The 26,500-nt window shown below is 48.6% G+C and carries 27 protein-coding genes; 17 read left to right on the top strand and 10 right to left on the bottom strand.

The annotated features are described in order from the left end of the window. The first annotated feature begins 89 nt into the window (after positions 1-89). From Ga0123461_RS08795 to Ga0123461_RS08780, 4 genes are all read left to right on the top strand, one after another. A complete protein-coding gene (locus Ga0123461_RS08795; protein WP_100277996.1) occupies positions 90-1,919 on the top strand; it encodes a Na/Pi cotransporter family protein in 1,830 nt (609 codons plus the stop codon). Between the two features lie 117 nt (positions 1,920-2,036). After that, a complete protein-coding gene (locus tag Ga0123461_RS08790) occupies positions 2,037-2,291 on the top strand; it encodes a hypothetical protein (RefSeq protein ID WP_100277995.1) in 255 nt (84 codons plus the stop codon). Positions 2,292-2,495: 204 nt separating this feature from the next. Further along, positions 2,496-3,176 (top strand): TIGR00153 family protein, encoded by a 681-nt coding sequence (locus Ga0123461_RS08785; protein WP_100277994.1) that lies wholly within the window; start codon positions 2,496-2,498, stop codon positions 3,174-3,176. 12 nt (positions 3,177-3,188) lie between these two features. Next, the gene (locus Ga0123461_RS08780) at positions 3,189-4,454 is read left to right on the top strand and encodes an inorganic phosphate transporter (protein WP_100277993.1); all 1,266 of its coding nucleotides are present in this window, start codon (positions 3,189-3,191) and stop codon (positions 4,452-4,454) included. Between the two features lie 167 nt (positions 4,455-4,621). On the opposite strand, the gene phoU is transcribed toward Ga0123461_RS08780, so the two are convergent. The 7 genes from phoU to Ga0123461_RS08745 form a co-directional block, all read right to left on the bottom strand. Continuing rightward, positions 4,622-5,326 (bottom strand): phosphate signaling complex protein PhoU, encoded by a 705-nt coding sequence (gene phoU / locus Ga0123461_RS08775; RefSeq protein WP_100278762.1) that lies wholly within the window; start codon positions 5,324-5,326, stop codon positions 4,622-4,624. A gap of 9 nt (positions 5,327-5,335) precedes the next feature. Then, complete coding sequence (pstB, locus tag Ga0123461_RS08770) at positions 5,336-6,109, bottom strand: phosphate ABC transporter ATP-binding protein PstB (RefSeq protein WP_198507046.1); 774 nt, start codon at positions 6,107-6,109, stop codon at positions 5,336-5,338. A gap of 7 nt (positions 6,110-6,116) precedes the next feature. Further along, entirely contained in the window at positions 6,117-7,286 is a 1,170-nt protein-coding gene (gene pstA / locus Ga0123461_RS08765; protein ID WP_100277991.1) for a phosphate ABC transporter permease PstA, read from the bottom strand. A gap of 1 nt (position 7,287) precedes the next feature. Next, positions 7,288-8,532: a phosphate ABC transporter permease subunit PstC gene (gene pstC, locus Ga0123461_RS08760; protein WP_100277990.1), complete on the bottom strand. Its 1,245-nt coding sequence runs from the start codon at positions 8,530-8,532 to the stop codon at positions 7,288-7,290. A 118-nt stretch (positions 8,533-8,650) separates the two neighbouring features. Further along, positions 8,651-9,706: a substrate-binding domain-containing protein gene (locus Ga0123461_RS08755; protein WP_100277989.1), complete on the bottom strand. Its 1,056-nt coding sequence runs from the start codon at positions 9,704-9,706 to the stop codon at positions 8,651-8,653. Positions 9,707-9,991: 285 nt separating this feature from the next. Next, a complete protein-coding gene (locus tag Ga0123461_RS08750; RefSeq protein ID WP_198507045.1) occupies positions 9,992-11,140 on the bottom strand; it encodes a hypothetical protein in 1,149 nt (382 codons plus the stop codon). Positions 11,141-11,331: 191 nt separating this feature from the next. Then, positions 11,332-12,465 (bottom strand): hypothetical protein, encoded by a 1,134-nt coding sequence (locus Ga0123461_RS08745; protein ID WP_198507044.1) that lies wholly within the window; start codon positions 12,463-12,465, stop codon positions 11,332-11,334. 228 nt (positions 12,466-12,693) lie between these two features. Between Ga0123461_RS08745 and Ga0123461_RS08740 the strand changes: the two genes are divergently transcribed. Genes Ga0123461_RS08740 through Ga0123461_RS08725 form a run of 4 tightly spaced genes read left to right on the top strand, consistent with a single transcriptional unit; the run spans position 12,694 to position 15,144 of the window. After that, positions 12,694-13,206 carry a Crp/Fnr family transcriptional regulator gene (locus tag Ga0123461_RS08740; protein WP_100277987.1) on the top strand — a complete coding sequence of 171 codons (513 nt, stop codon included), beginning with the start codon at positions 12,694-12,696 and terminating at the stop codon, positions 13,204-13,206. Then, the gene (locus tag Ga0123461_RS08735) at positions 13,206-13,961 is read left to right on the top strand and encodes a response regulator (protein ID WP_100277986.1); all 756 of its coding nucleotides are present in this window, start codon (positions 13,206-13,208) and stop codon (positions 13,959-13,961) included. The genes Ga0123461_RS08740 and Ga0123461_RS08735 overlap by 1 nt, the downstream gene beginning before the upstream one ends. Next, positions 13,958-14,743 carry a histidine kinase dimerization/phospho-acceptor domain-containing protein gene (locus tag Ga0123461_RS08730; protein WP_100277985.1) on the top strand — a complete coding sequence of 262 codons (786 nt, stop codon included), beginning with the start codon at positions 13,958-13,960 and terminating at the stop codon, positions 14,741-14,743. The genes Ga0123461_RS08735 and Ga0123461_RS08730 overlap by 4 nt, the downstream gene beginning before the upstream one ends. Before the next feature lie 14 nt (positions 14,744-14,757). Further along, on the top strand, positions 14,758-15,144 hold the full coding sequence (locus Ga0123461_RS08725; protein ID WP_100277984.1) for a sensor histidine kinase: 387 nt from the start codon (positions 14,758-14,760) through the stop codon (positions 15,142-15,144). On the opposite strand, the gene Ga0123461_RS08720 is transcribed toward Ga0123461_RS08725, so the two are convergent. The 3 genes from Ga0123461_RS08720 to Ga0123461_RS08715 all read right to left on the bottom strand — a co-directional run bounded on the left by Ga0123461_RS08720 (position 15,129) and on the right by Ga0123461_RS08715 (position 18,056). Then, positions 15,129-16,541 (bottom strand): diguanylate cyclase, encoded by a 1,413-nt coding sequence (locus Ga0123461_RS08720; protein WP_100277983.1) that lies wholly within the window; start codon positions 16,539-16,541, stop codon positions 15,129-15,131. The two genes, Ga0123461_RS08725 and Ga0123461_RS08720, sit on opposite strands and share 16 nt — an antisense overlap. 292 nt (positions 16,542-16,833) lie before the next feature. Further along, positions 16,834-16,974, bottom strand: a complete 141-nt coding sequence (locus Ga0123461_RS12370; protein ID WP_157819296.1) for a hypothetical protein — start codon at positions 16,972-16,974, stop codon at positions 16,834-16,836. A 200-nt stretch (positions 16,975-17,174) separates the two neighbouring features. Continuing rightward, the gene (locus Ga0123461_RS08715; protein WP_100277982.1) at positions 17,175-18,056 is read right to left on the bottom strand and encodes a delta-class carbonic anhydrase; all 882 of its coding nucleotides are present in this window, start codon (positions 18,054-18,056) and stop codon (positions 17,175-17,177) included. A gap of 123 nt (positions 18,057-18,179) precedes the next feature. On the opposite strand from Ga0123461_RS08715, the gene Ga0123461_RS08710 reads away from it, so the two are divergent. From Ga0123461_RS08710 to Ga0123461_RS08670, 9 genes are all read left to right on the top strand, one after another. Then, positions 18,180-18,737, top strand: coding sequence for a class II aldolase/adducin family protein (locus tag Ga0123461_RS08710; RefSeq protein ID WP_100277981.1), 558 nt, complete (start codon positions 18,180-18,182; stop codon positions 18,735-18,737). Next, positions 18,734-19,126 (top strand): SirB2 family protein, encoded by a 393-nt coding sequence (locus Ga0123461_RS08705; RefSeq protein WP_100277980.1) that lies wholly within the window; start codon positions 18,734-18,736, stop codon positions 19,124-19,126. Before Ga0123461_RS08710 ends, Ga0123461_RS08705 begins: the two co-directional genes overlap by 4 nt. 10 nt (positions 19,127-19,136) lie before the next feature. Further along, entirely contained in the window at positions 19,137-19,691 is a 555-nt protein-coding gene (locus tag Ga0123461_RS08700; protein ID WP_100277979.1) for a thioredoxin family protein, read from the top strand. Between the two features lie 55 nt (positions 19,692-19,746). Continuing rightward, positions 19,747-20,463: a DsbC family protein gene (locus Ga0123461_RS08695; RefSeq protein WP_100277978.1), complete on the top strand. Its 717-nt coding sequence runs from the start codon at positions 19,747-19,749 to the stop codon at positions 20,461-20,463. A gap of 115 nt (positions 20,464-20,578) precedes the next feature. Next, positions 20,579-21,091 carry a single-stranded DNA-binding protein gene (locus Ga0123461_RS08690; RefSeq protein ID WP_100277977.1) on the top strand — a complete coding sequence of 171 codons (513 nt, stop codon included), beginning with the start codon at positions 20,579-20,581 and terminating at the stop codon, positions 21,089-21,091. 168 nt (positions 21,092-21,259) lie between these two features. Next, positions 21,260-22,543, top strand: a complete 1,284-nt coding sequence (locus tag Ga0123461_RS08685) for a tyrosine-type recombinase/integrase (RefSeq protein WP_157819295.1) — start codon at positions 21,260-21,262, stop codon at positions 22,541-22,543. Between the two features lie 20 nt (positions 22,544-22,563). After that, positions 22,564-24,102: a site-specific integrase gene (locus Ga0123461_RS08680; protein WP_157819294.1), complete on the top strand. Its 1,539-nt coding sequence runs from the start codon at positions 22,564-22,566 to the stop codon at positions 24,100-24,102. Next, the gene (locus Ga0123461_RS08675; protein WP_100277974.1) at positions 24,095-25,990 is read left to right on the top strand and encodes a hypothetical protein; all 1,896 of its coding nucleotides are present in this window, start codon (positions 24,095-24,097) and stop codon (positions 25,988-25,990) included. Before Ga0123461_RS08680 ends, Ga0123461_RS08675 begins: the two co-directional genes overlap by 8 nt. After that, on the top strand, positions 25,990-26,394 hold the full coding sequence (locus Ga0123461_RS08670) for a hypothetical protein (RefSeq protein ID WP_100277973.1): 405 nt from the start codon (positions 25,990-25,992) through the stop codon (positions 26,392-26,394). The genes Ga0123461_RS08675 and Ga0123461_RS08670 overlap by 1 nt, the downstream gene beginning before the upstream one ends. The last annotated feature ends 106 nt before the right edge of the window (positions 26,395-26,500 follow it).

The raw sequence follows: 26,500 nt of genomic DNA, 5'->3' as shown, positions 1-26,500 counted from the left end.
AGTTTACACTGCCCTAAAACCCTGCTTCAAACGCAGTGCCCTGGTTTTCCCGGGCGCTGTTTTTTATAAACAACAATAAGGAATATAACATGAGAAACACACTGCGAAAGGTGATTCTGCCTTCGATTATGCTGATTCTGGCTTACGGATTCTGGGTCAGCCCTGACTTTAAAGAGATCTCTGCGGGCGTAGCAATCTTTCTCTTTGGCATGCTGGCGCTTGAGGAGGGGTTTAGGGCATTTACCGGTGGTGTGCTTGAGAAGATACTCAAAAAAAGTACCAATAAAATGTGGAAAAGCCTCACCTTCGGCTTTACTGCGGCAACCGTGATGCAGTCGAGTTCGCTGGTTTCTGTTATCACCATCTCATTTTTAAGTGTCGGGATGATCGGGCTGGTTGAGGGGCTGGGAATTGTCTTTGGTGCCAATGTGGGAACCACGACAGGTGCCTGGCTGATCGCCGGGTTTGGTTTGAAGGTGAAGATATCCGCCTATGCCATGCCGATGCTGGTGTTCGGTGTGATGCTGATATTCCAGAAATCGAAGTCGATGAAGGGTGTAGGTTACATTCTGGTCGGTCTTGGTTTCCTGTTTTTCGGTATTCATCATATGAAAGAGGGTTTTGAGGCGTTCCAGAATAGCCTTGATCTGACCGCTTATGCGATGGAGGGGATGGCAGGTATTCTGGTCTTTACCCTGATCGGTATCATTGCCACGATCATCATGCAATCAAGTCACGCCACGCTGGTGCTTATTATCACCGCGCTCTCCGTGCAGCAGATCACCTATGATAATGCACTGGCACTGGCGATCGGTGCCAATGTGGGCACGACGATTACAGCGGTGCTTGGTGCACTCTCATCAAACGTTGTCGGCAAGCGACTGGCTTTGGCAGATGTGCTGTTTAAGGTGTGTGCGGGTATCCTGTTTATTCTGTTTATGCAGCCGATGATGGGACTGGTTGATGGCATCTCTTCTGTGATTGGCCTGGCAGATGATGACTACACCATGAAACTGGCTGTTTTCCATACCATCTTCAATGTGATCGGTGTGATTATTATGGTGCCACTGATCAATCCGTTGATTGGGCTGGTGACTCGACTATTTAAATCTGAGCCGGATATTCACGCTCAACCGATGTATCTCAATGAAGCATCACTTGAGTTCGGTGATACCGCACTTGAAGCACTACGCAAGGAGACAGCGCGGATCTATGAGAAAGCGATCGGGGTGATTGCCAAAGGATTGTCTCTGGATAAACAGGATATTCTCTCCGATGCCAAACTTAAGCAGGTGATCAAGGCGCATGATAAAGCGGTCGAATATGATATTGATGAGGTTTACGAACATGAAATCAAGAGCCTCTGCAGTGCAATTCTCGATTATACCAACAGGCTCTCTGTCGATGAGGCCACATCACGCCAGGTCAGCCGGATTCGCCTGGCCAATCAGTCGATCCTGATCACACTTAAAGATGTGAAACATCTGCAGAAGAATATGTTGCTCTATATCGATTCGGAAAATCCGCATATCAGTGCTGAATACAATCGTTTGCGTCAGCGAATTGCCAAGGTGATACGCAGGCTGGAGAATATTCGCAGTCAGGAGGTTACGGCTACATCTACATCTATTCTCTCACTCGATGCCCTGAAGCTGACGCTGGAGAAAAACATGAGTCTGCTGCATGGCCGTCTGGATGAGCTGATTCGTGAGGGTCACATATCAGCGGATATGGCGATCTCCCTGATGAACGACAGTAACTATACCTATAGCATCATCAATAGCCTGATTCAGATTAACCACAACCACCTGAAATCTGAAGAGGGATCAGAGACAGAGGCTGAGCATCTGATTGCCCTGAACAGAGAGGAGATCAATTCAGTACTCAGTGATGAGCGGGAGGCTGCTGAGCGTCGCTGATAAAGTTTCATCAGCCCCCTTTTTGGACACATAGATGTCACAATCGGGTTGTAGCCTCTATGGTACGCAGCGATGAGAGCTCTTATGCGGTAACATGATAGGTGAGGGGAATCGGGAATGAAACTGAAGAAGTTACTAAAGCGACTTAACTTTTTTGATGCGCATGCGGGTCAGCTTAAGGAGTCAGAAGAGGGGCTCAGCAAGGTGATCAAAAAACTTCAGCAGAAAGAGGCAATGCTCAAGGCAGAGATTAGCTCTGAAACAGATGATGATGAGCGCGAACTGCTGCAGCAGGAGTTAAGTGTTATTGTATCACAGACCAGGAAAGGCGCTGAACTGCTTGCCAGGATTAGAGAAAAGCCAGAGGCATGAGTTAAGCCGTTTAAAACAGGATTTATTGAAAAAAAAGCGCGCGGATTTCCGGGTGCTTTTTTTTGTGCCATAATCAATAAAGGTACTGTTGAGAAAAGGATGACATATAAGTGACTTAAATGTCACATGAATGTCACAAATGACATATATAATGTATCCGTTTTAATGAACAGGCCGCTTAGGGTCTAAATATTGGGAGTGAATATGGTTAGAAGAAGTCCAATTTCAAATATGTTTGCCGGTTCGCCGATCAAACCGCTGCAGGAACATATCAGCAAGGCTCATGAAGCTGTGAAAAAACTCGAGCCATTCTTTGTGGCTGTGATTGCAAAAGATTACGAGCAGGCTGCTATTTTGGAGCGGGAGATTCACAGACTGGAAGTAGAAGCAGATGATCTGAAACATTCGCTTCGTATCCAACTGCCAAATTCACTTTTCATGCCGATGCCACGCGAACGTATCCTGGATATCGTATTAAATCAGGATCGACTGGCCAACAAATCCAAGGAGATTGCCGGTTACGTGATTGGTCGTCAGATGGCTATTCCCGAAGAGCTTGCAGATTTGCTGGTTGAGCTGGTCAAACAGAGTGTCGCCTCTTCCCGTCAGGCCAAAAAGATTGTCAATGAACTCGATGAGCTGGTTGAGGTCGGTTTCCGTGGTCGTGAAGTGAACACGGTGGAAGAGATGATCAATGACCTCGATGATATCGAGTATGGTGCCGATAAGCTTGGTACCCAGATCAATAACGCACTGTTTGTCATCGAAAAGAATCTGGATCCGATCGATGCAGTGTTCCTCTATCGCGTGATTCAAAATGTAGGTGAGGTAGCCGATATCGCTCAACGCGTTGGCGCCCGCCTTGAACTGTTACTGGCACGATAAGGGGAGATAATCGTGGACATTCTTGTTGCAAATTCAACTATATTAATTGGCATGGCCGTTGTTTTCGGCCTGTTTATGGCCTGGGGTATCGGTGCGAACGACGTCGCCAACGCCATGGGGACATCGGTCGGCTCAGGTGCGCTGACCTTTAAGCAGGCAGTGATCATTGCTGCCATATTCGAATGTGCCGGTGCTGTTCTTGCAGGTGGTGAGGTAACCAAAACCATCCGTAAAGGCATTGTCGATGTCTCATCACTGGGTAGTACGCCCGAGCTTCTTGTTTACGGTATGCTGGCATCCCTGCTGGCTGCTGGTATCTGGCTTCTGGTTGCTACCCGCATGGGCTGGCCTGTCTCTACTACTCACTCCATTGTCGGTGCCATCGTCGGTTTCGGCGCTGTCGGTATCGGCATGGAGGCTGTGCAGTGGGGCAAGGTAGGTACCATCGCACTGAGCTGGGTTACTTCTCCGCTTATGGCTGGTGCAATCGGCTTTGCCCTGTTCAGAAGTATCCAGAAATTGATTATTGATACTGAAGACCCACTTGAAAAAGCCAAGAAGTATGTACCTTATTACATCTTCCTGGTTGGTTTTATCATGGCGATGGTGACCCTGCTCAAAGGTCTGAAACATGTCGGTGTGAAGCTGCCGTTTGACCAGAATATGATTTACGCTGCGCTTATTGGTGTGATTTTTGCGGTTATCGGCACATTCATGATCAAGCGACTGAAGTTCTCCAAGAAAGAGGATAAGAAGTTCCATTATACCAATATGGAGAAGATCTTCGGTGTATTGATGATCTTCACGGCTATTGCTATGGCCTTTGCCCACGGCTCCAACGATGTGGCCAATGCTATTGGTCCGGTTGCAGCCGTTGTCGGCATTGTTAGTAGTGCCGGTGAAATTGCCTCTAAATCAGCAACGCCTGTATGGATTCTTCTGCTTGGTGGCGGCGGTATTGTCTTTGGTCTGGCGACTTACGGACATAAGGTGATTGCAACAGTTGGTTCCGGTATCAGTGAGCTGACTCCAAGTCGCGGCTTTGCCGCAACACTTGCTGCAGCTACGACCGTTGTTGTGGCTTCCGGCACAGGTCTGCCGATCTCCACTACCCATACACTGGTGGGGGCGGTGATCGGTGTTGGTCTGGCACGTGGTATTGGTGCTTTGAATATGGGTGTGATCCAGACGATCTTCCTGTCATGGATCATCACGCTTCCGGCAGGTGCTATTCTGTCAATTCTGTTCTTCTTCTTCTTCAAAGGCGCATTCAGCTAACGCACATTGAATTTTCCACCCCATGTTATGAAATATTAATCATGGGGTGGAAAAATCGTACAGGCGCGTTATTTGTTTCATATTTAGAAGCAGAGGAAGTGGAGGGGAGAAAAGAAAAGCAGGGGTTTTATGCCCCTGCTTTTTTTTATCAGAACTTTTTAGAAATCTTATTTCTGCTGGTTTCCGGTAACCAGGGCAGCGGCTTCAGAGTGATCAATATGGCGGACATCGCGGCCTTTAATCATATAGATCACCATCTCGGCAATATTAACGGCATGATCACCAATGCGTTGCAGGTTTCTTGCAATATTGGTGGAGATCAGACCGGCTGTGATCTGGCGTGCATCCTCCATCATATAGGTGAGGTATTCTCGCTGCATCGATTTGAATTTACCGTTAACTTTATCATGGTTTTGCAGGCAGGCGATGGCTGCATCAAGGTCAGCTTTGGCAAAGGCATTGAGTGCTAAAGCTGTCTGGGTGAACACCTGATCGGAAAGGGATTCCAGTGAAGATACATGAATCAACGGGTGCTCCTGAGTCTCCAGCATGAGCTCGGCAATACCTTCGGCCAGGTCACCCATGCGCTCAAGATCAGTCACCACCTTGATAGTTGTCATGACAAAACGCAGGTCACTGGCGGCAGGCTGACGCAGAGCCAGTATGGTGCGGGTCATCTCATCAATCTCTATCTCCAGAGCATTAATCGCCTGATCACGTTCAATAACCTTGTAGGCGCGTTTGGTATCATGTTTGATCAGTGAGTTCATGGAGCGCTTGGTGGCCTTCTCAACCAGGCCACCCATGGCGAGCACCTTCTCTTTTAACTCGTTCATTTCATCTTCAAATCGTTTAATCGTGTGTGTTTTCATAATCATTCCTTATCCAAAGCGGCCGGTAATATAGTCTTCAGTCTTCTGGTTCGCAGGAGCTGTGAAAATGGTGTGGGTGTCGTTGAACTCCATCAAATCGCCAAGGTAGAAGTAAGCGGTGTAATCGGAAACACGCGCTGCCTGCTGCATATTGTGGGTTACAATGACGATAGTGTACTCCTCTTTCAGCTCATCCATCAGCTCTTCAATCTTGGCTGTGGCGATTGGGTCTAGCGCAGAACATGGTTCATCCATCAGGATCACTTCAGGTTTCACAGCAATTGTGCGGGCGATGCAGAGACGCTGCTGCTGGCCACCGGAGAGGGCGGTGCCCGGCTGCTGCAGTTTATCCTTTACCTCGTCCCAGATGCTGGCGCGTCTGAGGGCAGACTCGACCAGCTCATCCATCTCAGGGCCATCTTTGACCATGCCGTGAATGCGCGGGGCATACGCAACATTTTCATAAATACTCTTGGGGAACGGGTTGGGTTTCTGGAAAACCATGCCGACGTAGCTTCGCAGCTGCACAACATCAACAGATGGGGCATAGATATCCTGGCCATTGAGCAGAATCTCACCCTCAACACGGCATCCCGGAATGCGGTCATTCATGCGGTTGAGGGTGCGCAGGAAGGTGGACTTGCCACAACCTGAGGGACCGATAAATGCGGTCACTTTGCCTTTCTGGATGTCCAGGTCGATGCCGTGCAGGGCTTCATAGTCGCCATACCAGAGCTTCAGATCCCGGACGGTGATAGTATTTTCTACGGTTGTCTTATTCATGATGTCATTACCACGTGTTCTCAGAACGATTTCTAAACTTAACAGCGACTGCATTGAGGGTCAGCAGCACAGCCAGCAGCACCATTATGCCTGCAGCAGTTCTCTCTTCAAAAGCGCGCAGTGATTCCGATGACCAGGTATAGATCTGGGCAGGCAGCACTGTCGTTGCTTCAAAGATAGACCCCGGCGCCTCGGGGATATAGGCCATCATGCCGACAATCAGCAGCGGGGCGGTTTCGCCCATGGCCTGGGCAAGACCGATAATCGAGCCGGTCAGGATACCCGGCATTGCCAGTGGCAGTACATGATGCCAAACAACCTGCAGGCTGGATGCACCTAGCCCGTATGCAGCTTCGCGGATTGAGTCAGGCACAGCACGCAACGCAGCTCGGGTGGCAATGATGATCACCGGTAGTGTCATCAAGGCCAGGGTGAGGCCACCCACCAGAGCGGATGATCGTGGTACGCCCATGAAATTGATAAAGATTGCCAGCCCTAGCAGGCCGTAAAGAATTGATGGGATGGCTGCCAGGTTATTGATATTCACCTCGATGATCTGGGTGAGCTTGTTATCCGGGGCAAACTCCTCCAGATAGATGGCTGTCATCACGCCGATAGGTACAGCGAATAACATGGTCAGCAGTAGCACCAGTATTGAGCCAATTGCTGAAGCGAGAATGCCTGCATTCTCCGGCAGTTTTGAGTCACCCTTGCTGAAAAAACCGGTGTTGAAGACAAGGCGAACGGTCCCATCTTTCTGCATCTGGTTGATCAGCTTCTGATACTTTGTTTTCAGGCGGTGCCCATCGTTGCCTTTGAGGAACTGATCAACACGATTCTCTGCCAGTACCCACTCCTCACGATCCACCCCCATCAACTCAGGGTTGTCGCGCATCTGGTTGGGCACCAGACGCAGCCAAGTCTTACTGACCAGTGTCTTATATTGTCTGTCGACGGCGTTGTTGTAGTTGTTCATGGTCGCTTCACTGTAGTGAACGTTGACCTTGATCTCCGCCTGCTGGAAGGCAGGCAAACCCTTGCCGATGATGTCTACGAAAAAGAAGACAAGGAATGCCAGGGCGAAGGTGATGGCAGCAAAACCGTAGAATTTGAAACGTTTGTCAGCCCTGTCACGTTTGCGTTTGCGGGCATCGGCTTGAAATTTATTCTGGGACATCTTATTCGTACCTCTGCTTGAATTTGCGTACGACAATGCTTGAGACAATATTCAGAACCAGTGTGATCAGCAGTAGTACAAAGCCGAGGGCAAAAGCCGACTGAGTAAAGGCGGAGTCAAATTCCTGATCACCGGTCAGAGCTTCCACGATCTTTACGGTAACTGTGGTAATCCCTTCCAGCGGATTGGCAGTCAGGTTTGGACGCAGGCCAGCTGCCATCACCACAATCATGGTTTCACCAATGGCACGGGACGTGGCCAGCAGGAAGGCGGCTACGATGCCTGGAAGCGCGGCCGGCAGTACAATATGGCGAATGGTTTCAGCTTTGGTGGTGCCGAGTGCCAATGAACCATCGCGCAAACCTTGTGGAACGGCAGTGATAACATCATCGGAGAGCGATGAGACAAACGGGATAATCATTACACCCATGATTAAACCCGGTGCCAGTGCATTGGTGTAATCGGCTTCCAGACCTAAGGCATGGGCGGCTTTTACGATCAGCGGGCTGACGGTAATGGCTGCGAAGAAGCCATAAACCACGGTAGGGATGCCAGCCAGAATCTCCAGCATCGGCTTGAGCCTGCCACGGGCGCTGTGTGATGCGTACTCTGACATATAGATCGCAGAGAAGAGGCCGACAGGTACAGCAACCATCATGGCAATGGCGGTAATCATAAAGGTGCCGGCAAAGATCGGCACCGCGCCGAATGCAGGTGGGGTCATTCCCGCAGTGTCGCGGCCAGCGCCAATTAGGAAGGCAGTATCAGGCTCCCACTTGGTGCCGGTGATGAAATCCCAGAATGAGATGGCCTGAAAGAAATTCACCGATTCAAAGACGACGGAGAGAACAATGCCGAGTGTGGTTAGAACGGAGATACTGGCAGCGATGACGAGCATGCCGGTTGTGACCTTCTCTACCTTTTCACGAGCCCGGAAGTCCACATTGATATGACGAAGTCCATACCAGAGTCCTGCGCCACCAATGGTGAACATGGCGCCCAGCAGCATAGGTGCCGGGATGGAGAAGAGGCCGAACATGTGTGTGAAGCTGAAAACAATGCCGCTGAGCATCGCAGGCAGGGCCAGCCAGATGACTGCATACCAGCCGTAATAACCGGGCAGGGAGTGCAGGCGTGAGCCGTCCTTCTCAGAGCCCAGCGCTTTACTGCGCGCGACCATGAATGCGGTGACTCCCAGGGGAATTAAGCCGCCAAAAAGCCAGAAAAACAGGTCAGAATATATCATTGCTGGCCTGCTGTATGTCTATCTAGAATGAACAAACTTTTCTCCATATATAACACATCTGTAAAATAGAAAAAACTGGCCGAAGATTCTCCGGCCAGTTCATCATTTGGGATGGAACTTATTTCTTTTTCAAATCTTCAGGTTTCATATTGGTCAGGTTTTCTGCCTGCGCACGGTACTGTGCACGCATTGCTTCCGGCAGTGCAATCAGGCCGATCTCGGTGCAGGCACCGTCATCACCGATCATCTGCTCAGAGGTGAAGAGGTTGATGTACTCTTTCATGCCAGGAACCTTGTCGATGTGGGACTTCTTGATGTAGAAGTAGAGGCTACGTGAAAGCTTGTATGAACCGTCCTGAACTGCTTCAGGAGATGGAGCAACGCCTGCAACTGTTGCAGCTGCAATACGGTCAGCATTTTCAGCCAGGTAGCTGTAACCGAAGATGCCGAGTGCATCAGCGTCTTTGGTCAACTTCTGAACGATCAGGTTGTCATTTTCACCGGATGGAACATAAACGCCGTCCTGACGAACTTCATGATACTTTTTGTACTTCTTGTTCGCTTTCTGATCAGCCTTGTAGAGATTGGTATATACATCCATCTTCTTGGCAACAGCCTTCATGGTCAGGTCTTCAAATGCATCGCGGGTACCGGATGAGGTTGGAGGGCCGTAGAAGGTGATCTTGCGGTGCGGCAGACTGGAGTCGATTTCATTCCAGAAGTGGTAAGGGTTGGCAATCAGGGCAGTGCCCTCTTTATTAGGAACCTCTGCAGCAACAGCAAGCAGAATCTGCTTACGGGTCAGGTTCATTGGAGCTGCATCTGTGCTCTGAGCCAGTGCAATACCGTCGTAACCTACAACAACTTCAGTGATGTGTTTAACGCCATTCTTCTGGCAAGTTGCATATTCCTTCTCTTTCATGCGACGTGAAGCGTTGGTGATATCAGGGGTGTCCATGCCATTGCCAGCGCAGAACAGCTTCATGCCGCCGCCGGAACCGGTGGACTCAACAACGGGGGTCTTGAACTTGGTGGTAGCACCCAGCTCTTCAGCCACGTAGCTGGAGAATGGGTAAACGGTGGATGAACCGACGATGTGAGTCTGGTCGCCGCCAGCCTGTGCTGCATTGGCGCCAATCAGCAGTGCTGTGGTTGCCAGGATGATTTTCTTCATTTGAGGTTGTACTCCTATTCTTGATAGAGGTCATGTATTTTTGAAAGGTTAGGGCTACAGACCCGTCCTTTTGTTTATTGTTAACGGACCGAATACTGTTTGTGATTTATGTCAGGTATGTGACAAATATGCTGGGATAGGCGCGTGTCACAATCAGGTCACGGTTGTCACACAGATGTCACAAAGGATTGAATTGCGTTGGTGTGGTTTACTTTTTAAGCGTATAAAAAAAAGGCCAGGAATAACTCCCGGCCTTTCTGTTTGTACTGACTTGTTACGAGTAACTTACAGCTTAACCTCAGAGTAGAGGCCGAAGCGGGTGTCTTTGTCAGTAGTAGTGGTAACACCACCACGGTTGGTCAGCTTGGTTACGTCAACAACAGCAGCGAAGGTGATATTCTTGATAGGGCTGTATTCCAGACCTGCAACATAACGGGTTACCTTCTCTTTAGTTGGGTTGGTAACGCCAGCAGTAGACATCTGGTTCTTCAGAGACTCAAAGCGACCGAATGCACCAAACGGAGTGTCAGACAGTTTCGCCCAGCCCCACAGTGCCATACCGGTAGACTTCACTTCGTCCCCGATAGCTGCAGTTTTGAATGCGGCGCTTGCATTGCCACCGTGAGTTGACGATGCAGCAGCAGATTGAGCCTTATCCTTGTTGATCAGGTAGTTGCCACCTACGCGAAACTCTTTGGTTCCATAGGAGATCATGGCCTGAGCCAGGCTGGACTTGATGCCGGCAGAACCAGCGCCGGTTACGGAAGTCTTGGTGCCGTGAAGGCCATTGAGGTACTGGAAGTCGATATCCAGGCCATCAATTGGGTGGAAGCCAAGGCGTGCACTGTAGTCAGCGCCTGCGGTACGTGCGCCATTGCCATAACCAGAGCCATTGGTTGCGGTAACGAAGTAGTCAACCATGCCGTCAGCAACTTTGCCTTTCAGGCCAAGGCCGAGGTCAGCAGAGGTGTCGAATTTGTAGGTGTCAGACATCACCTTAGCAACATAACGATGCTTCCAGAGGCCCTGCTCATAGTCGATCCATGGGGTGTGAGACTGGCCTACACGCAGTACAGCTGCCTTGCCTGCCAGCTTGCCCTCAAGGTATGCATACTTCAGGTAAACGTTCTGCTTCTTGCTCAGGGTGCTTTCGTGGCCGATGTCGGTAGTCAGTCGCATCATCCAATCGCTGTTGAAGTAGTACTTGGCAGTGAAGTAGGCACGATCAACGGCCAAGCCAGCGGTCTTGGTTTTAACGCTGTTACCGGCAGTGATACGGTCGTCAGTCTGAGCATAGCTGTTCAGGTAAAAGAGTGCTTCCAGTTTCAGTTTGCTTTCACCGTCGTCGTATACATTTACGCCGCCAGAGATGGCTGGTGCTGCGAATGCGGTCATTGCTGCAGCTGCAGCAAATGTTTTGATTGTTGCTTTCAAGATTGTCTCCTGTGTGTTCGTTCCCGTGATTTATTTGGGTTGCGGCGCACGCTAGGAGACCAGTATGACATCGTTATGACATTGTTGTGACACCATTATGACATGGTGAGTGTGGTTGCGGATTTCTTGGTTCGAGCATAAAAAAAAAGGCCCGCAACCAGCGGGCCTTTTGATGATACGCAGTTTGGATCTTACAGCTTAACCTCGGAGTAGAGGCCAAAGCGGGTATCCTTGCGGGAGTCGGTGGTAACACCTGCACGGTTTGTCAGCTTGTTCGTGTCAACCACGAGTGCAAACTTCACGCCCTTGATCTCGGTGTACTCGATGCCGCCCATGTAACGGGTCATCTTCTCTTTCACTGCACCAGCGTTAAGCTTGTTGTTCATGTTTTCGTAACGGGCAAATACGCCGAAGTTGGCAGGAAGCTTGGCCCATGCCCACAATCCGTAAGCATTGCTCTTCACTTGATCACCAGCAACGAGGGTGTTGAAGCCATAACCACTGCTAACTGCACCGCCATGGCTGATAGTGGCTGTTGTAGTGCCCACTGCTTTATCCTTGTTGGCAACGTAGTTTCCGCCAACGCGGAAGTCGTCGGTACCGTAGGTGAGCATTGCCTGCATCAGACTGGTCTTGATGCCACGAGAGACCGTAGACACACGCGTGGCACGACGGCCATCACGGAACTGGAAGTCCAGGGTCAGCCCTTCAACAGGGTAGATGCCGATGCGGGCATTAAGGTCGAGGTGTGCAGTACGCTTGGCATCGGCGTAACCGGAGCCATTGGTCTCGGTGACGAAGTACTTGATCATGCCATCAGCCAGCGTGCCTTTCAGGCCAAGGCCAAGATCGAATGAGTCGTCGAATTTATATCGGTCAGTCATAACCTGAGAGACATAGCGGTGTTTCCACAGTCCCTGCTCATAATCGATCCAAGGGGTATGTGACTGGCCTACACGCAGCACTGCAGCATCGCCAAGCAGCTTGCCTTCAACATAGGCTGCTTTCAGGAATACGTTCTGTTTTTTGCCGCCCAGGCTCTGGTCGTTACCGGCATCGAGCGTAATACGCATCATCCAGTCGTCGTTGAAGAAGTATTTGGCGGTGAAGTAGGCGCGGTCAACGGCCATACCTATGGATTTGGTGGTAGTGGTGCCTGCTGCAGTAATCGTGTCAGCCTTCTGGTGGTAGGTGTTCAGGAACATCAGTGCTTCCAGCTTCAGTTTACTCTCACCCTCTTCGGCAACAGTTACACCACCGGCAAATGCCGGGGTTGCAGCTGCAAACATTGCAGCCGCTGCAATAGATTTAATCGTTGTTTTCAATATATTCTCTCCCATGCACGGACATGCATCTATTTCTCCCTCGCGGAGTGGGCGGCAGTTTAGCGTTTCTGAAACGATCGTCCACATTATGTAACTTATATTGAGCGCAGAGAGTAGCTGGTTGCCACAATTCATGCGTGCGCCCTCTCGCCAGCTGTGATGTCACGATGGTGTCACAATCCCACTTCATATTGCCCGCACTAAACGATGAGAAAGAGAGGAGTGTGAATGGGCACACAACAACTGAATTACGCCTTTGAGGCATCTGTTATATCAAATTCGCAGTATCGCCGGTTTCGCGATCTGCATGCCTGCAATGCACTGGATGATGATGAAACGGTGCGGATTTTCGCATGTATGGAACAGCTCAACATTGCAGCCGGAACGACAATTTATGAGGCAAACAGTCCGTCAAATCAGACTATATACCTGATTACTGCCGGCAGAGCTGCAGTTTCCACACCAGGAAACAATATCTATTCGCAGTTGGGGGAGGGTGATCTTTTTGGTCTCTTCACCTTCCTTGATGATCAGCGGATGCATTCTGCAACCGTGAAAGCAGCCAGTGATCTGGAACTGCTGACGATAAACCGGGCCTACTTCAATCTTATTACGCTGGAGGAGCCTCAACTGGGGAACCGGATGTTGCGATTTATGTTTCACCTGCTCTCAAGCAAAGCACTCAGGTTCGAGCATGAATATGCAGAGATGCATGAATTTGTAACTGCGGAGCATTACTGATGCTTGAGGTTGGTGAGCACTCCTTTCAGTATCACGAGTTGATGACTGATAAAAATAAATTCAAAGACGGCGCTGACATCCTGATTGTTGAGGATGAGGAGTCGATCGCACGGCTGATGAACCTGCATCTGCAGGCTGCCGGTTTCTCCACCTATTGCTGTGGAGATGGCGATAGCGCGCTGGAGTGCATTCGCGATGGCAAATGGCTTCTGGTGATTCTTGATCGCATGATGCCCGGCGCAAGCGGCATGAAGGTGTTGCGCAAAATTCGCAAGTCATCGACACATGCCAATGTGCCTGTGCTGATGGTCACTGCACTCAGTCAGCCATCCGAACGGGTGCATGGACTGAACGAGGGGGCGGACGACTATCTCGCCAAGCCATTTGAACCTGCCGAACTTGTGGCCCGGGCCAAGGCACTGCTCAGGCGAAACCGTTTCGTAGAGAAAGGAACAGCGGTTAAAAATCCAATTCAGCTCGACCCGGATACTCCTGTTGTGTTTGAGGGTGATTTGCGTGTTGAGTTGCGTCCGATGGAGTACAAGCTGCTCAAAATCCTGATGGAAAAGCCGGGCAAAACCCGCAGCAGGGAGTATCTGCTCGACCATGTCTGGGGAAGGGACGTCTTTGTTGAGGCACGCACGGTTGATGTTACGGTCAAGCGATTGCGTAAGGCAATGAAGCAGATTGGCCGCAAGAAATGTGTCGAGACTGTGCGCAGCATGGGCTATCGCTTTATTCCTCCCGCTGAATGATTGCCGGATTTATCTTACTGATTATCGGGATCATCTCGGTCTGGATTGTATCTGCTCAGCGCATGCGGCAGGAGCTTACTGAATGCCGGGCTGAACTCTCCAGGTTGAGCGAAGCATCCGGTGGACTGCAAGAGTCTCTTGCAGATCGCGGGCGACGACTGGATGTATTGCTCTCATCGGTCAGTGAGGCTGTGATGCGTGTCGATAAGCTTGGCCGCGTGATATCAGCAAACCGCAGGGCTAGCGAACTCTTCAGAATGGATGTGGGCCCCGAGCTTCCACAGTCGATGCTGGTGTTTATCCGTGACCCTGACTGGTATCGAGCATTCTCAACCGCGTTGAAGCTTCAGCAGAGTGATATTCAACTCCCCGATATTGAGGTGGGGCAACACGTACTTGCTCCAAGACTTGCTTTTCTGGGCAGGGATCAGGCGCTACTGCTCTGCATGGATGTGACAGAAAGAAACAGACAGGAGAGGCAGCAGCGGCAGTTTCTTTCCAACCTGAAACATGACCTGAAAACGCCGCTGACCTCACTGCTCGGTTATGCCCGCAGTCTTGAGAGTTTTGGCCACGACCCCGACTTCCGGCTGGAGGCATCCAGAATCATTGCCGATGAGGCAAAATATGTGAACCAGCTGCTTGATTCACTACTGACACTGGATCAGATCGAATTTACAAATCGGCACGAGATCGGTACTTCCGATCCACTGTCTGTTTTCCATAAGGTGAAGGATGCCCTGGCCCCCGGCTTCTCGCCAAGTCTCTTTCGATTGAACTGATCCAGAGTGATGAGATGAAACCTGTACTTATTGCCGAGCACGATTTTGAGCGGGTGTTCACCAATGTGCTGGAGAATGCACTGCGATATTCACCTGAAGAGGGTACGATCAGAGTTGCTCTGTCTATGGTCGGTGATGCGGCTGCAGTTGTTGTTGAGGATCAGGGGGCAGGCATCCCCGAAGCGGATATTCACAAGGTAACCGAACGCTTCTACCGCGTTGACCAGGCACGCAGGAGAAGGAAAGACGGAGGCCATGGTTTGGGGTTGGCGATCGTTAAGGAGATGCTGGAGATGCATGACGGCACACTTGAGCTTAGCAATGTTACTCCACATGGCCTTTCAGTCAGGATTACACTGCCAGCTGAGATAGATGAGTTGAATAGTCACTCGCTGTTCTGAACCCTGTTGCGGCCACCCTCTTTGGCGCGGTACATTGCATCATCCACCTTGATCAGCATCTGGTCGATCTCCTCCTGCAGCGTGGTATAAACGCCGATACTGACTGTGTAGAGGACCGTTTTATCTCCTGCTGTAACACAGTGGCAAGCCTCCATGCTCTTGCGGATACGCTCGGCAATCACAACCGCATGCTGGTTCTCCGTATTAGGCATGACCACCAGAAACTCTTCGCCACCATATCGTACGAGCATATCGTAACTACGGGTCTCCTGAATCATATGCTCAACCATCTGCTGCAGTACCCGATCGCCAATGGCGTGGCCATAGGTGTCATTGACCTCTTTAAAGTGGTCGATATCGACCATCAGGATGCTGGTCGGTGAGTTGTCGCGATTGGCACGTGCGACGATTTTTGGCATCTCCAGAATAAAGTGCTGGCGGTTATTGGCTCCGGTCAAAGGGTCGGTGCGGCGCGAAAGATCGAGCTCTTCTGCCTTTTCCCGCAGTGTCATCTGCTGGTGCTGAATTCTCTTTCTTGTTTCTGACAGGGATCGCGCAAGGATGCCGACCTCATCACTCTGGCCTTCGGAGGGGAGCAGCGCTTCATTTTCGATCTCTAGGCCATTGGTAAATTCGATCATTTTTTTCATTGGTTTCGATACAAACCTGCGCACTGTGAGAGTTAGTGTCAGGGCAAGAATAAGGTAGGTTACTAAGGCATAAGCAGCAATCCGAAGCATCCGCTCATCGGCATGGCCGATATGCTGTGCTATTGGGATCTCGACACTGATGCCGCCACGAACATCGCCGACCTTATACCCTTGGAAGCCGTGACAGGACAGGCAGCTCTCTTCGATCTTCAAAGGTGCCATGTAACGGAAGAAGGGTGCATCGCCATTCTGGTATAATTTGTGTGCCTCTTTGTTACCAGTTTCGAATGATTTCAGCGCCATTCTCTCGAAATCATCCGGTGCATTATCCGGATTGATCGGGTTAAGGCTGGTCAGGTGGTAGATCACCTTCTGTTCGCTTTTGGAGAGCTCGGAAATTTCACGGGACATCCAGGCGGGGTTCTTCAGGATCAGTTTGCGCCCCTTGCTGTCGGTAATCTCCGGTTCGATGACTCGTGCCTTGCCGGCAGCGGGGCGGGTTTTGTAGAGGTGAGGGTTGGGTTTCATGCCGGGTTTCTTATAAACATAAACGCCGCCCTGTCGGGAGTTCCAGTGGCGGGCGATCTCAATCTGCTGGAAAAGTCCTGTAGCCTGCATCATGAACATCTCCTCGTCATGAGCTTGCTCTGCCTCAATAGCTAGGTAGAAGATAAACGACATCGTAACTGCCAGTACCAGCAGGATGACAAGATTGATCTTGGTTACTATGGAGAGTGATTTCACCATATCATTAGTTTAGCACAGGATGTGGCCCATTGCTGAATATCTGAGGTATGACAACGCCTGACCCTTTCCTGCAACTAGGGCAAGCTGTTTGCCTGAATTCATATTCCGATTGTCGGTCTAATCTGTTTCGGATTGGCAACCACACCTGTACTAGCCGAAGGGATGAGCAAGCAGTTATTCAAGATTTTGACCTGATGTTTAATTGGAAGATAGATGGCCTCTGAATTGGGATGGTTCCGTGGAATGAATAACCAACGCTTCTATCCGGAAATATTGCGTCTGGCTTGGGGCTCTAAAGAGAAGCAACGAAGAGCATTACCCCGGCAAACGCTATGATGATTATATTGGTCGTTACTTTGTCATCATCACGTATCAAGTGTTCGAACTCTTTTTCTAAATTTTTGATCTCTGTGAATACTTTGTCTTTGCTCATCTTTCTACCTCCTTCTGACTTTTTGCCAATTGGATGAATCAAAATACAATAACCGAGCAAAATAGTCAAGTAATATTTTGATGCAAAGCTGCCCCTGAATGAAGGGGGCTGGTCGGGCGAGATTCCGACAGGGAAAGAAAAAGCCGCCTCCCGAAGGAGACGGCTTTTATGCTTAAAACCTGTTGCCAGAGAATCAGGTATTACTTGATTGCAGAGAGCAGGTCAGGGTTCTGTACAAGGTTACGTACGCCGTGTGCATGGTCTTCCTTGAAGGTGTTGCCTTTGCACCATTTGCCAACAGTGTCGATGTTAACCTTGGCAACCTGAGGGCGAACGCTCCAGGAAACCTGGTAAGGAGAACCTTTCTCGTTGTAGCCAGGGCCAGTGGTAGAGCCTGTGTACTGAATAGGTGCACCGGTGTTGGAAGGGATGCCAGTTGCCTGAGCGCCTTTACCTTTTGTTGAAATGGCGGTCAGTTTACCGAAGTCGAGCGCATGCTTGTCGTTAACCAGTACATATACCTGAGTCTCTACGCGCAGCTGTGGGTTACCAATAGATTCGCTCAGGCAAGAACCCAGGGTTGCGCCAGGGGTGATGTCAGCAGTTGAGTGAACATAGTGAACTTCGATGGTATCGCCTGGAGAGAGGGCACCATGTGCACTTGGGCAGATCTCATGTTTTACTGGAGCCAGTTCAGCTGCAGTCAGTGAGCCGTTATACTTGTAGCCACTCAGGTAGCCATGACCATCGCCATTGCCGGCATAAGTGGTGAATTCGCCACCTTTGTGCTCAGCGTTTTTGTGGAAATGGATGTTGCAAAGGTTCATTTCTGTGTATGCAGGCGCCGAACTGAAGAGACGGGCATTGTTGCCGGCTTTGGCATCAATATCACGTGGCGACTGCGGGCCGAAACCTGCTCCATCGGTGCTTTTTGCGAGTGCTTTGCGCTGACCGGCGATTACATCGTCGCCAACCGGAGCGTGAGCCTCTGATTTACCATGACTGTCATGGCCATGATCACCGGCGAAAGCCGGAGAGGCCAGCATGAAGCCGGCAGCCATTGCGAGTGCAATGTGTTTCATAATTATTTCCTCCCAGATTAAATAAAACCGGCTGGATTGCCGATGTGGATGGAATATAGTACAGATCTTGGAATCTGCAAGTTACATAAAAGCGGAATTTTTACCCGGAGCAGGAGAGGATGCATGGATCGTCGTGAGGAACTGGTTAAATATTATCACTGGTTGCGGCAGTATGGATATAACGATTCGCACTCCGGAAACATCTCCGGCCGTGATGGTGATATGTTCTGGGTGACACCTACAGGTGCCTGTGCCGATACGTTGGAGGCGATGGATTTTGTCGGCTGCATGCTTGATGAAGCGCCGCTAGTGGGTGCATCCGGTGATGCCAACCTGCACCGGGATGTTTATCGCCAGAACCCGAAGGCCCGTGCAATCATCCACTCACATTGCCCGCATGCCGTGGCGCTGACACTCAATGGTGAAGATTTTGTGCCACCCGATTTTGAAGGCCAGCTCTACTTCCCCAGGGTGCCGGTCATTACGGTGCCTTATGATGTTTACTTTGAAGAGGCGGCAGCGAGGGTAGCGGCTACTCTGGCTGAACATCCGGTCTGCATTGTACGTGGACATGGCGTCTATGCATGGGGTGAGACACTGAACTTGGCCTACAAATGGACCTGCTCACTCGAGCTCTCAGCAAAAACCGCATTTATCGCTAAGCAAGCAGGTACGTTATGATCTCCATTCTGTTTCCAGTTCATGCTGGCTGTGCACTGATATCAGTGTCACTCTTTATCTGGCGCGGAGCCATGATGTGGATCGGCCGGCCTCTGAAGAACAGCTTCCTGCGGCGGACACTGCCTGATTCTGTCGATACGGTGTTTCTCACCAGTGGTATCTTAATGGCATTTGTTCTGGAGATTTCCCCACTTGATTCACACTGGCTGGCGGCCAAGATTGGCGGACTGCTGGCCTATATCGTGCTCGGTGCCGTGGCATTGAAATATGGACGCAGAAAATGGCTGAAACGAACCTGTTTTATTGCTGCGCTCTGCGTCTTCGCCTATGTCGCTACCGTTGCACGCACGATGCAGGTTTTGCCATGGCAGAATCTATTTAATATATAGGGGTATAAGTATGGCTCTGGTTGCTTCGATACATGTGGATGCCGGCTGGGAGATGCCGGATATGAATCTGAATGATGTGGATGGCAGTGATGTCAGTCTTCTCTCTCAGATGGGTGAGAAGGGGCTGCTGGTGGCATTCACCTGCAACCACTGCCCTTATGCAATTGCAGTATGGCCACGCCTGATTCGCCATGCGGCGACGCTAAAGAAGATGGGTATCAATACCGTTGCGGTGAATCCGAATATCCACCCCGATTATCCCGCCGATGGGGTGGCGGCTATGCAGGAGAAGATTGGCGAGTGGGGGATAAACTTTCCCTACTTGGCCGATGAGACACAGGCTGTTGCGAAAGCATTCGATGCACAGTGTACGCCTGATCTCTACCTGTTCAGGGCTGATGGCAGGCTCCATTACCACGGCCGTATCGATGACTACTGGAAGGATGAGAGTCAGGTGACGCGCGAGGAGCTTATCCCTGCAGCGGAGCTGCTTGTGGCTGGTGAAAATGGTCCGCAGCCACAGCATCCAACCATCGGCTGCTCAATCAAATGGAAAGAAGCTTGATTGCTTGCATTGTCCAATGACGACACTGAACGATATCCACATATAGGGGTGAATAATGAATAAAATAATCATGCTGGTGATCACGATGATCTATTCCGGCCTGGCTATGGCTGATGGTTCGGGCGTTGATGAGAAAACTGCAAGCACAATCCGCCAGGCTCTTTCCAACGACACAGTTGTAAATATCAATACAACACCTATAGCGGGTGTTTATGAGATTCAGATAGGAAACAGCATCCTCTATTCGGATGCAACGGGACGTTACCTGGTCACCGGTGGTAACCTGCTGGATATTCAGGAGAAGAAAAATCTGACGCGATCACGTCTGGAATATATTAATCGTGTTAACTGGGATTCACTGCCGCTGGATAAGGCGATTGTTTCCGGTGATAAAAAGGCCAAACAGAAGATTGCTGTATTTACCGATCCGGACTGCCCCTTCTGCCAGAAGCTGGAAACAACACTTAAGGGGTTGAAGGGTGTGAAGGTGTACACCTTCCTCTACCCGCTTGAGGGATTGCATCCCAAAGCCAAGGCGAAATCTGAGGCGATCTGGTGCAGCAAGAACCGACATCAGATGCTGCAAAAGGTTATGCTTGAAGGATTTGTTCCTGAGGCAGCAACATGCAAGACACCGGTTGCTGAGATTGCTGCCTTGGGGCAGAAGCTGAATATTTCGGGCACCCCGGCCATCATTGCTGTAGACGGTCGCCGCCTGAATGGAGCTCCAAGAAGCCTTGAGCAACTCGAATCGTGGCTGGCCAGTCACTAGAAGCAGGATCGGGTTTGATTGCGCATGTGAGACGGGTTGATTAGCAAATTTCAGGATTGCATTTCAGAGGGGCGATCATAGTGTCACACCCCTGTTATTGGAGAGAGGGTTTAATATGCTGAATAAAGTGATGTTGATTGGAAATCTGGGCGCTGATCCGGAGACGCGCTACACACAGGACGGCACTTGTGTCTGCAACCTGCGCCTTGCTACGACTGAGAAGTTCAAAGGCCGCGATGGCAATCAGCAGGAGAAGACCGAATGGCACCGCGTCACGCTATGGGGCCGTTTGGGTGAGATTGCCAACCAGTACCTTACCAAGGGCTCCCGCGTCTATATCGAAGGCAAGATTGAAACCCGCAAATGGACCAATAAAGAGGGGCAGGATCAGTACACCACTGAAATCCGTGCCAACGAAATGAAGATGCTTGGTGGCGGTGCTGGTGGTGCTGCAGGTGGCGGCGCTCGTTCCGGCGGCCAGTCGCAGGGTAGCAACCAGGGGGGTAACCAAGGCGGTGGTTTCCCAACACACGGCGGTAGTGGTGGCTCTGCTCCACGCGGTAACGATCCGTTTGCCAGCGCACCTGACTTCGGCGATGTGCCGATCGACGACGATATTCCGTTTTGAAACATACCATAGACCTATTATGTAAGGTTTTATGATTAGAATCTAATAGTATCAATGGTTTATAAGGAAGCATGCAGAGATTTACAAATATTTCTGTATGCTTTTTTTATGGCCGTGATAGGGTTATCACATACCATTTATATTTGTATGGTTCTGAGGTGTAAGTGTATGTATAAATATCATGCTTTTAGGTTTCCGAACGGTGAACGACATGCTCTGCTGGTAGATGCTGACACTGGAAAGCCCTTAGTTTATCAGAATCTGTACATCACCACCCATCATCGAAATAAATCTGATTCGATCAATACCATTAAATCTGTTATCGGTGCTCTTGGGTTCTTTGCCGAGCTATGTGATTTTCTTGGGATCGACCTTGAAAGCAGGTTTCGTGCAGGTGATTTATTGACAAGTTCGGAAATTGAATCGATTGCGCTATGGTCCAAAAAGTCTAAAGCAGAGCTCTCTAAAGCAAAGAACTGTGAGAAAGCTACTAACGTAGTGCCCATCAATCTGAAGAAAATCGAATTAGCACGTTATACGGTCGTTATAGATGAAGACCTTGTTTGCGCTAATACCACTTACAACAGATTAACAATTATTTCTCAGTATGTGTCTTGGTTGGCAAATACAGTGTCACCAGACTCACAGACAGTTATTGGCAGGATGACTAATCGCATTATTAATCACCGGCCGGTGAAAATGCCATCGTCTGGCAATGAACCGTTTAAATCTTTGGAAGAGTGGCAAAGGGATCGATTACTGGAGATAGTTGAACCAACTGCTGTTGATAACCCATGGAAAAATGAAGAGGTTTGTTTTCGTAATCAGTTAATTGTGCATCTTTTCCTGTATGTAGGGGAGCGCAAAGGTGAACTCCTATCCTTAAAAGCGACTGACTTAGACCCTGGGAAGAAAACCATATGTATCAGAAGAAATGCAGATGATCCGGATGATCCACGAGAAGTCCCATCGCTGGTAAAAACACTTAGCCGAGATGTCGAAGTTTCTGATGAGCTGTATTTGATGATCGAAGATTACATCATGAAGTATCGGTCTAGGGTGAAAGGTGTGAATAAGTGTCCATATTTGTTTGTCAGTCACCAAAATGGGGCGTCAGTAGCAAGACCACTATCTCACGCTTCAATAGATAAAATGTTTGCCACTCTGACGGAAGCCCTTGGGTTCAATGTTCATCCACACGCACTACGACATACTTGGAACGATGCTTTTAGTGAACAGGTTGAGCCCTTCTTAAACTCAGGGGAAATGACAGAGTCTGAGGTGGAGGATCTGCGCAGCTATCTCATGGGATGGAAAGAAGGTTCTGGGACTGCAATGACTTACACTAAACGTTATCAGCAGAAGAAAGCCAAGGCATTTGGCTTACATCTTCAAAAAAAGGTGCGTACTGCTGATAAGAATCGAATCGATGATGCTAAGTTACCGGTTTGAGTGTGCGAATGGATAATAACATGAAAGTTAACGCTCTATCAGTAAATAATGTATCAAAATCAGTATCATTTAATGGGTATGAGTTTGATATATGCTCTGACGTTTGGAAGCTAAATATAAACGTAGAAATCAACGTTTCTTTTATTGATGAGTTTTCATTAGAGATACAAGATGACCTTCGAGCGACCTTGGCCTATTTTGCAGAGAATAAATCTGTTGGCCACACTGCGAATGTTTGCCGAGAGATTAAAGGATATCTAAAAAACGGATTTAAAACGATTACTCAGGAAGGAGTGATTTCCTATAAGTCAAAATTCTTAGCGAAAAAAGATGAATATAGGTTAGGGGTCTTAAGGGTATTCCTGAAGCAGATCTACTTTCTTGAGTTTAACGCGGTAAGTGATCAGGTGTTTGAATTGCTTTCTAGTTGGAAGTTGTCAGGGAATGATAAGGGAACAGCCGTCTTATCACTTGATGCTGAGGATGGCCCATACAGCGATACTGAGTTTGAAGCTATAAGGTTTGGACTTGATAATAAGTTTGCTGAGTCAGTAATTAATGCTGAAGAATACTCATTGGCGCAGATGTTTGCTGCAACAGGACGCCGACCAATCCAAATTGCATCATTAAAAACAGGTGATCTGCGAATCGATTCAAAAACATTGGATGCTCCTGTGTTTATGTTGCGTGTACCTAAGGCGAAAGTTAGAGGGCGTGGGTTTCGAGCAGAATTTACAGACTTTGCAGTTATCGAAAGTATAGGACAAGTTCTAAGGATTCATGTTGAAAGCGTGAAAAAAATGGCCCAACGTCAAATTGGAAGAGCGCTGAGTAAAGAATATTCTGATTTGTTACCTGTGTTTCCCGGGGACCTAAAACAACTAAAAGGGCTTTCTGATGATGATTTGAGAATGGCCATGGATACGGACGTTACACACCGGAAAACAGTAGAAATAACATCACAGCTCAAAAATATTATTGATAAATTACAAATTACTTCAGAAAGGACTGGCAAGGCTCTCAAAACAACGGGTTACCGCTTTCGATATACATTGGGTACTCGGGCTGCACGAGAAGGTGCAGGTGTTCTGACCATCGCTACATTATTGGATCACGTAGATACCCAGAATACAAAGGTCTATGTCGCTAATATTCCCGAGCATGCTGCAACGATCTCAGAGATTATGAATGGATCTCTTATGCGATATGCAAGTGCATTTCAGGGAGATGTAGTGGAGTCTGAAGATGATGTATTCACTACTATACCCGGCGCACAACGCATTAGAACCAATGATAGTCGAGATAATATTGGTTCCTGTGGGACAAATGCCATGTGCCATGATTATGCGCCAGTCGCTTGTTATACCTGCCCTAAATTCAAAGCATGGAGAGATGCACCTCACCACCTTGTTTTGAAATGGCTGTTAGATGAACGGGAAAGGATCATTCAAGACACTAATGATTTGGGAATAGCAGCGATCAACGATAGAGCAATATATGCAGTTACTCAGGTAATGAAAAGCTGTGCTGAACTGAAGGGGGATGTTGCATATGGATGATAATGTACTGATCTTTACGCCAAAGTTCGAAAGAGATGCTATTCGTAACCTGAATGACTTTATTTCCTTCGCTGAATCATTACCTCCGCTAAATCAAGAAATGGATTATGCCTCAGCATATTGGAAAGGTGCTGCCAATTTCACAAAAATGGGTGTCTCATCACGAAACAGGGGACCTGAAAACATCTTGGATGGCTCAATAGTTCCTTTCGCGAAAGCCTATCTAATATATAGTCAAACCCTTAATCCGGCTAAGACGCTTAATGAGATGAAGGCCCTCAGGGCAATTGAAAAAGTGATGGTGAGGGCGCACGGAAAGGTTGATATATGCACTCTTAATTCGACAATGCTTGATCAAGCGGCTCAAGAAATTCGTGAGTCTTATTCTACTCAGGCGGCTTATCATGGTGGAATTCACCTTGAGAAACTTCAGCGCTTTCTCGTTGTAAAAAAAATCATCAAGTCATTCACTTGGTTGAACCCAATAAAACGTGGTGAAGATACAATCGAAAAAGTTGGGAAGAAGGGTGTTGAGAATAGAAATAAAAAACTACCTGATGAAAATGGGCTTCAGGCTTTGGCCGAGATGTTTGCACTGGGTGAAGAGCACCTTGCTCCAAGAGATATATTTACGACATCTGCTATGGCAATACTTATGGCTGCCCCAGCAAGAGCGAGTGAGTTATTCTATCTAAAGGAAGACTGTCTTCATGAAGATGTTGACCGAAATGGTAATAAGGCTCTTGGTATAAAATGGTATTCCGGTAAAGGTTATGGGCACGAGGTTGAATGGGTTCCCAGCGTAATGGAGGAAACTGTAAGGGAGGCTGTCAAAAGGCTTCAAAAGTTGTCCGCTGGAGCACGCAAGTTTGCGTTGTATTTAGAAGCAGGCAGAGATAGTGAAAAATTATTGGTTGGCCAGAAACTGCCACTACCATATATAAAATATAAACGAGGAAAAGACGTTAAGGTTCGCTGGTCTGAGGGGCTATTTACTCTTTTCGAGCATCAGTTAAGTGCGAAAATCCAGACAAAGACGAATAAGTTATGGATGCCTGACATTAATACGCTAAATGAAGATTTGGCCCCAACAAAGAAAAAGAAAAGAGGGACTGATGAACTGAGTAACGTTAAGAGTGTATTTGAACGATATAAATACCCATCGTATAAAGTTACTTCTCACCAAATGCGTCATTTGCTAACAACGATTGCGAAAGTTAATGGTATGGAAACGGAGCTTTTAACTAAGTGGGCAGGGCGAGCAAATGAAAAACATAACCGAGTTTATAATCACACTTTGCCAGAGCACTACAACCAGCAATATTCACTCATTGCAGGGCGTGAGAAAGGCAGTAACAACCTCTCAACCATAGAGATTATTAAGCCTGAAACCATTCAAGAGATTAACACGAGTGCCTCACTGACGCTGCATCAGACAGAGTTTGGTGTGTGCATACACGATTATATTATTTCTCCCTGCTCAAAACACAGAAACTGTGTCACCTGTACAGAGCAGGTTTGCATTAAAGGCGATGAGGTAAAGGTGGAGAGGTTAAAGATGCGCCTTGCTAGTGAGCAGTCATTGCTTGAATCTGATAAAGCAGCCATGGATGAGGGCTCGATTGGGGCTGATCGTCATTACAACAAGCGCCTTGAAACAATAAAGTATTGCTCAGAACTTATTGACCGACTTACTGATGATAATTTACCTGATGGAACCTTAATCAAGCTTTCCTCTGCGTTGGATATGAGCCATTTAGATAAGGCCCTGGATATTAACCATAAAAAACGCCTTCCAAAAATTGAAAAGAATCGTAAATCTGGTGCACAACCGCTTAACAGGCCGCCTCATGCACTAGCTAAACTAAAGATGTTGAGAGGTTCCTGATGGCAAAGCATGTCACCGACCAAGATATAGAAAAAATCGTATCACTTATCGATCAATGGAATGATGAGGTGAAATTCACATGGGATAATCTTTGTGGCTTAGCTCTCAAAAGATATTCAATTACAGCTACCAGGCAGACACTTCAGAGCTATTCGAGAATCAAATCGGCATATGGTGAAAAGAAGAAGGATTTACGAGATAATGGTAAACGCAAAGAAAAGATCCCCCCGTCGCTCAAAATTGCAGCAAGGCGTATAGCAACGCTTGAAGCCGAGAATAGTCGGCTGAAAAAAGAACAGGAGGGGCTGTTAGCTCAGTTTGTGGTATGGCAATACAACGCCTATGCACATGGCATTAGCATGGAAAAATTGAATAACCCACTACCAAAAAAAAATAGCCGTTAGTCATGGTAGGCTTCACCTTCCGGCATCAATGTTCAGACATTCCGTCGTTGATTCCTTCTCCGTTTCGCACAGATTGAATATTTAAACACCTTTCTCACAAAGGTTG

The organism is Mariprofundus aestuarium, from assembly GCF_002795805.1.
Lineage (GTDB): Bacteria > Pseudomonadota > Zetaproteobacteria > Mariprofundales > Mariprofundaceae > Mariprofundus > Mariprofundus aestuarium.
Note: the sequence above shows the minus strand (reverse complement) of the source record. Positions and strands in the feature narration are given on the sequence as shown.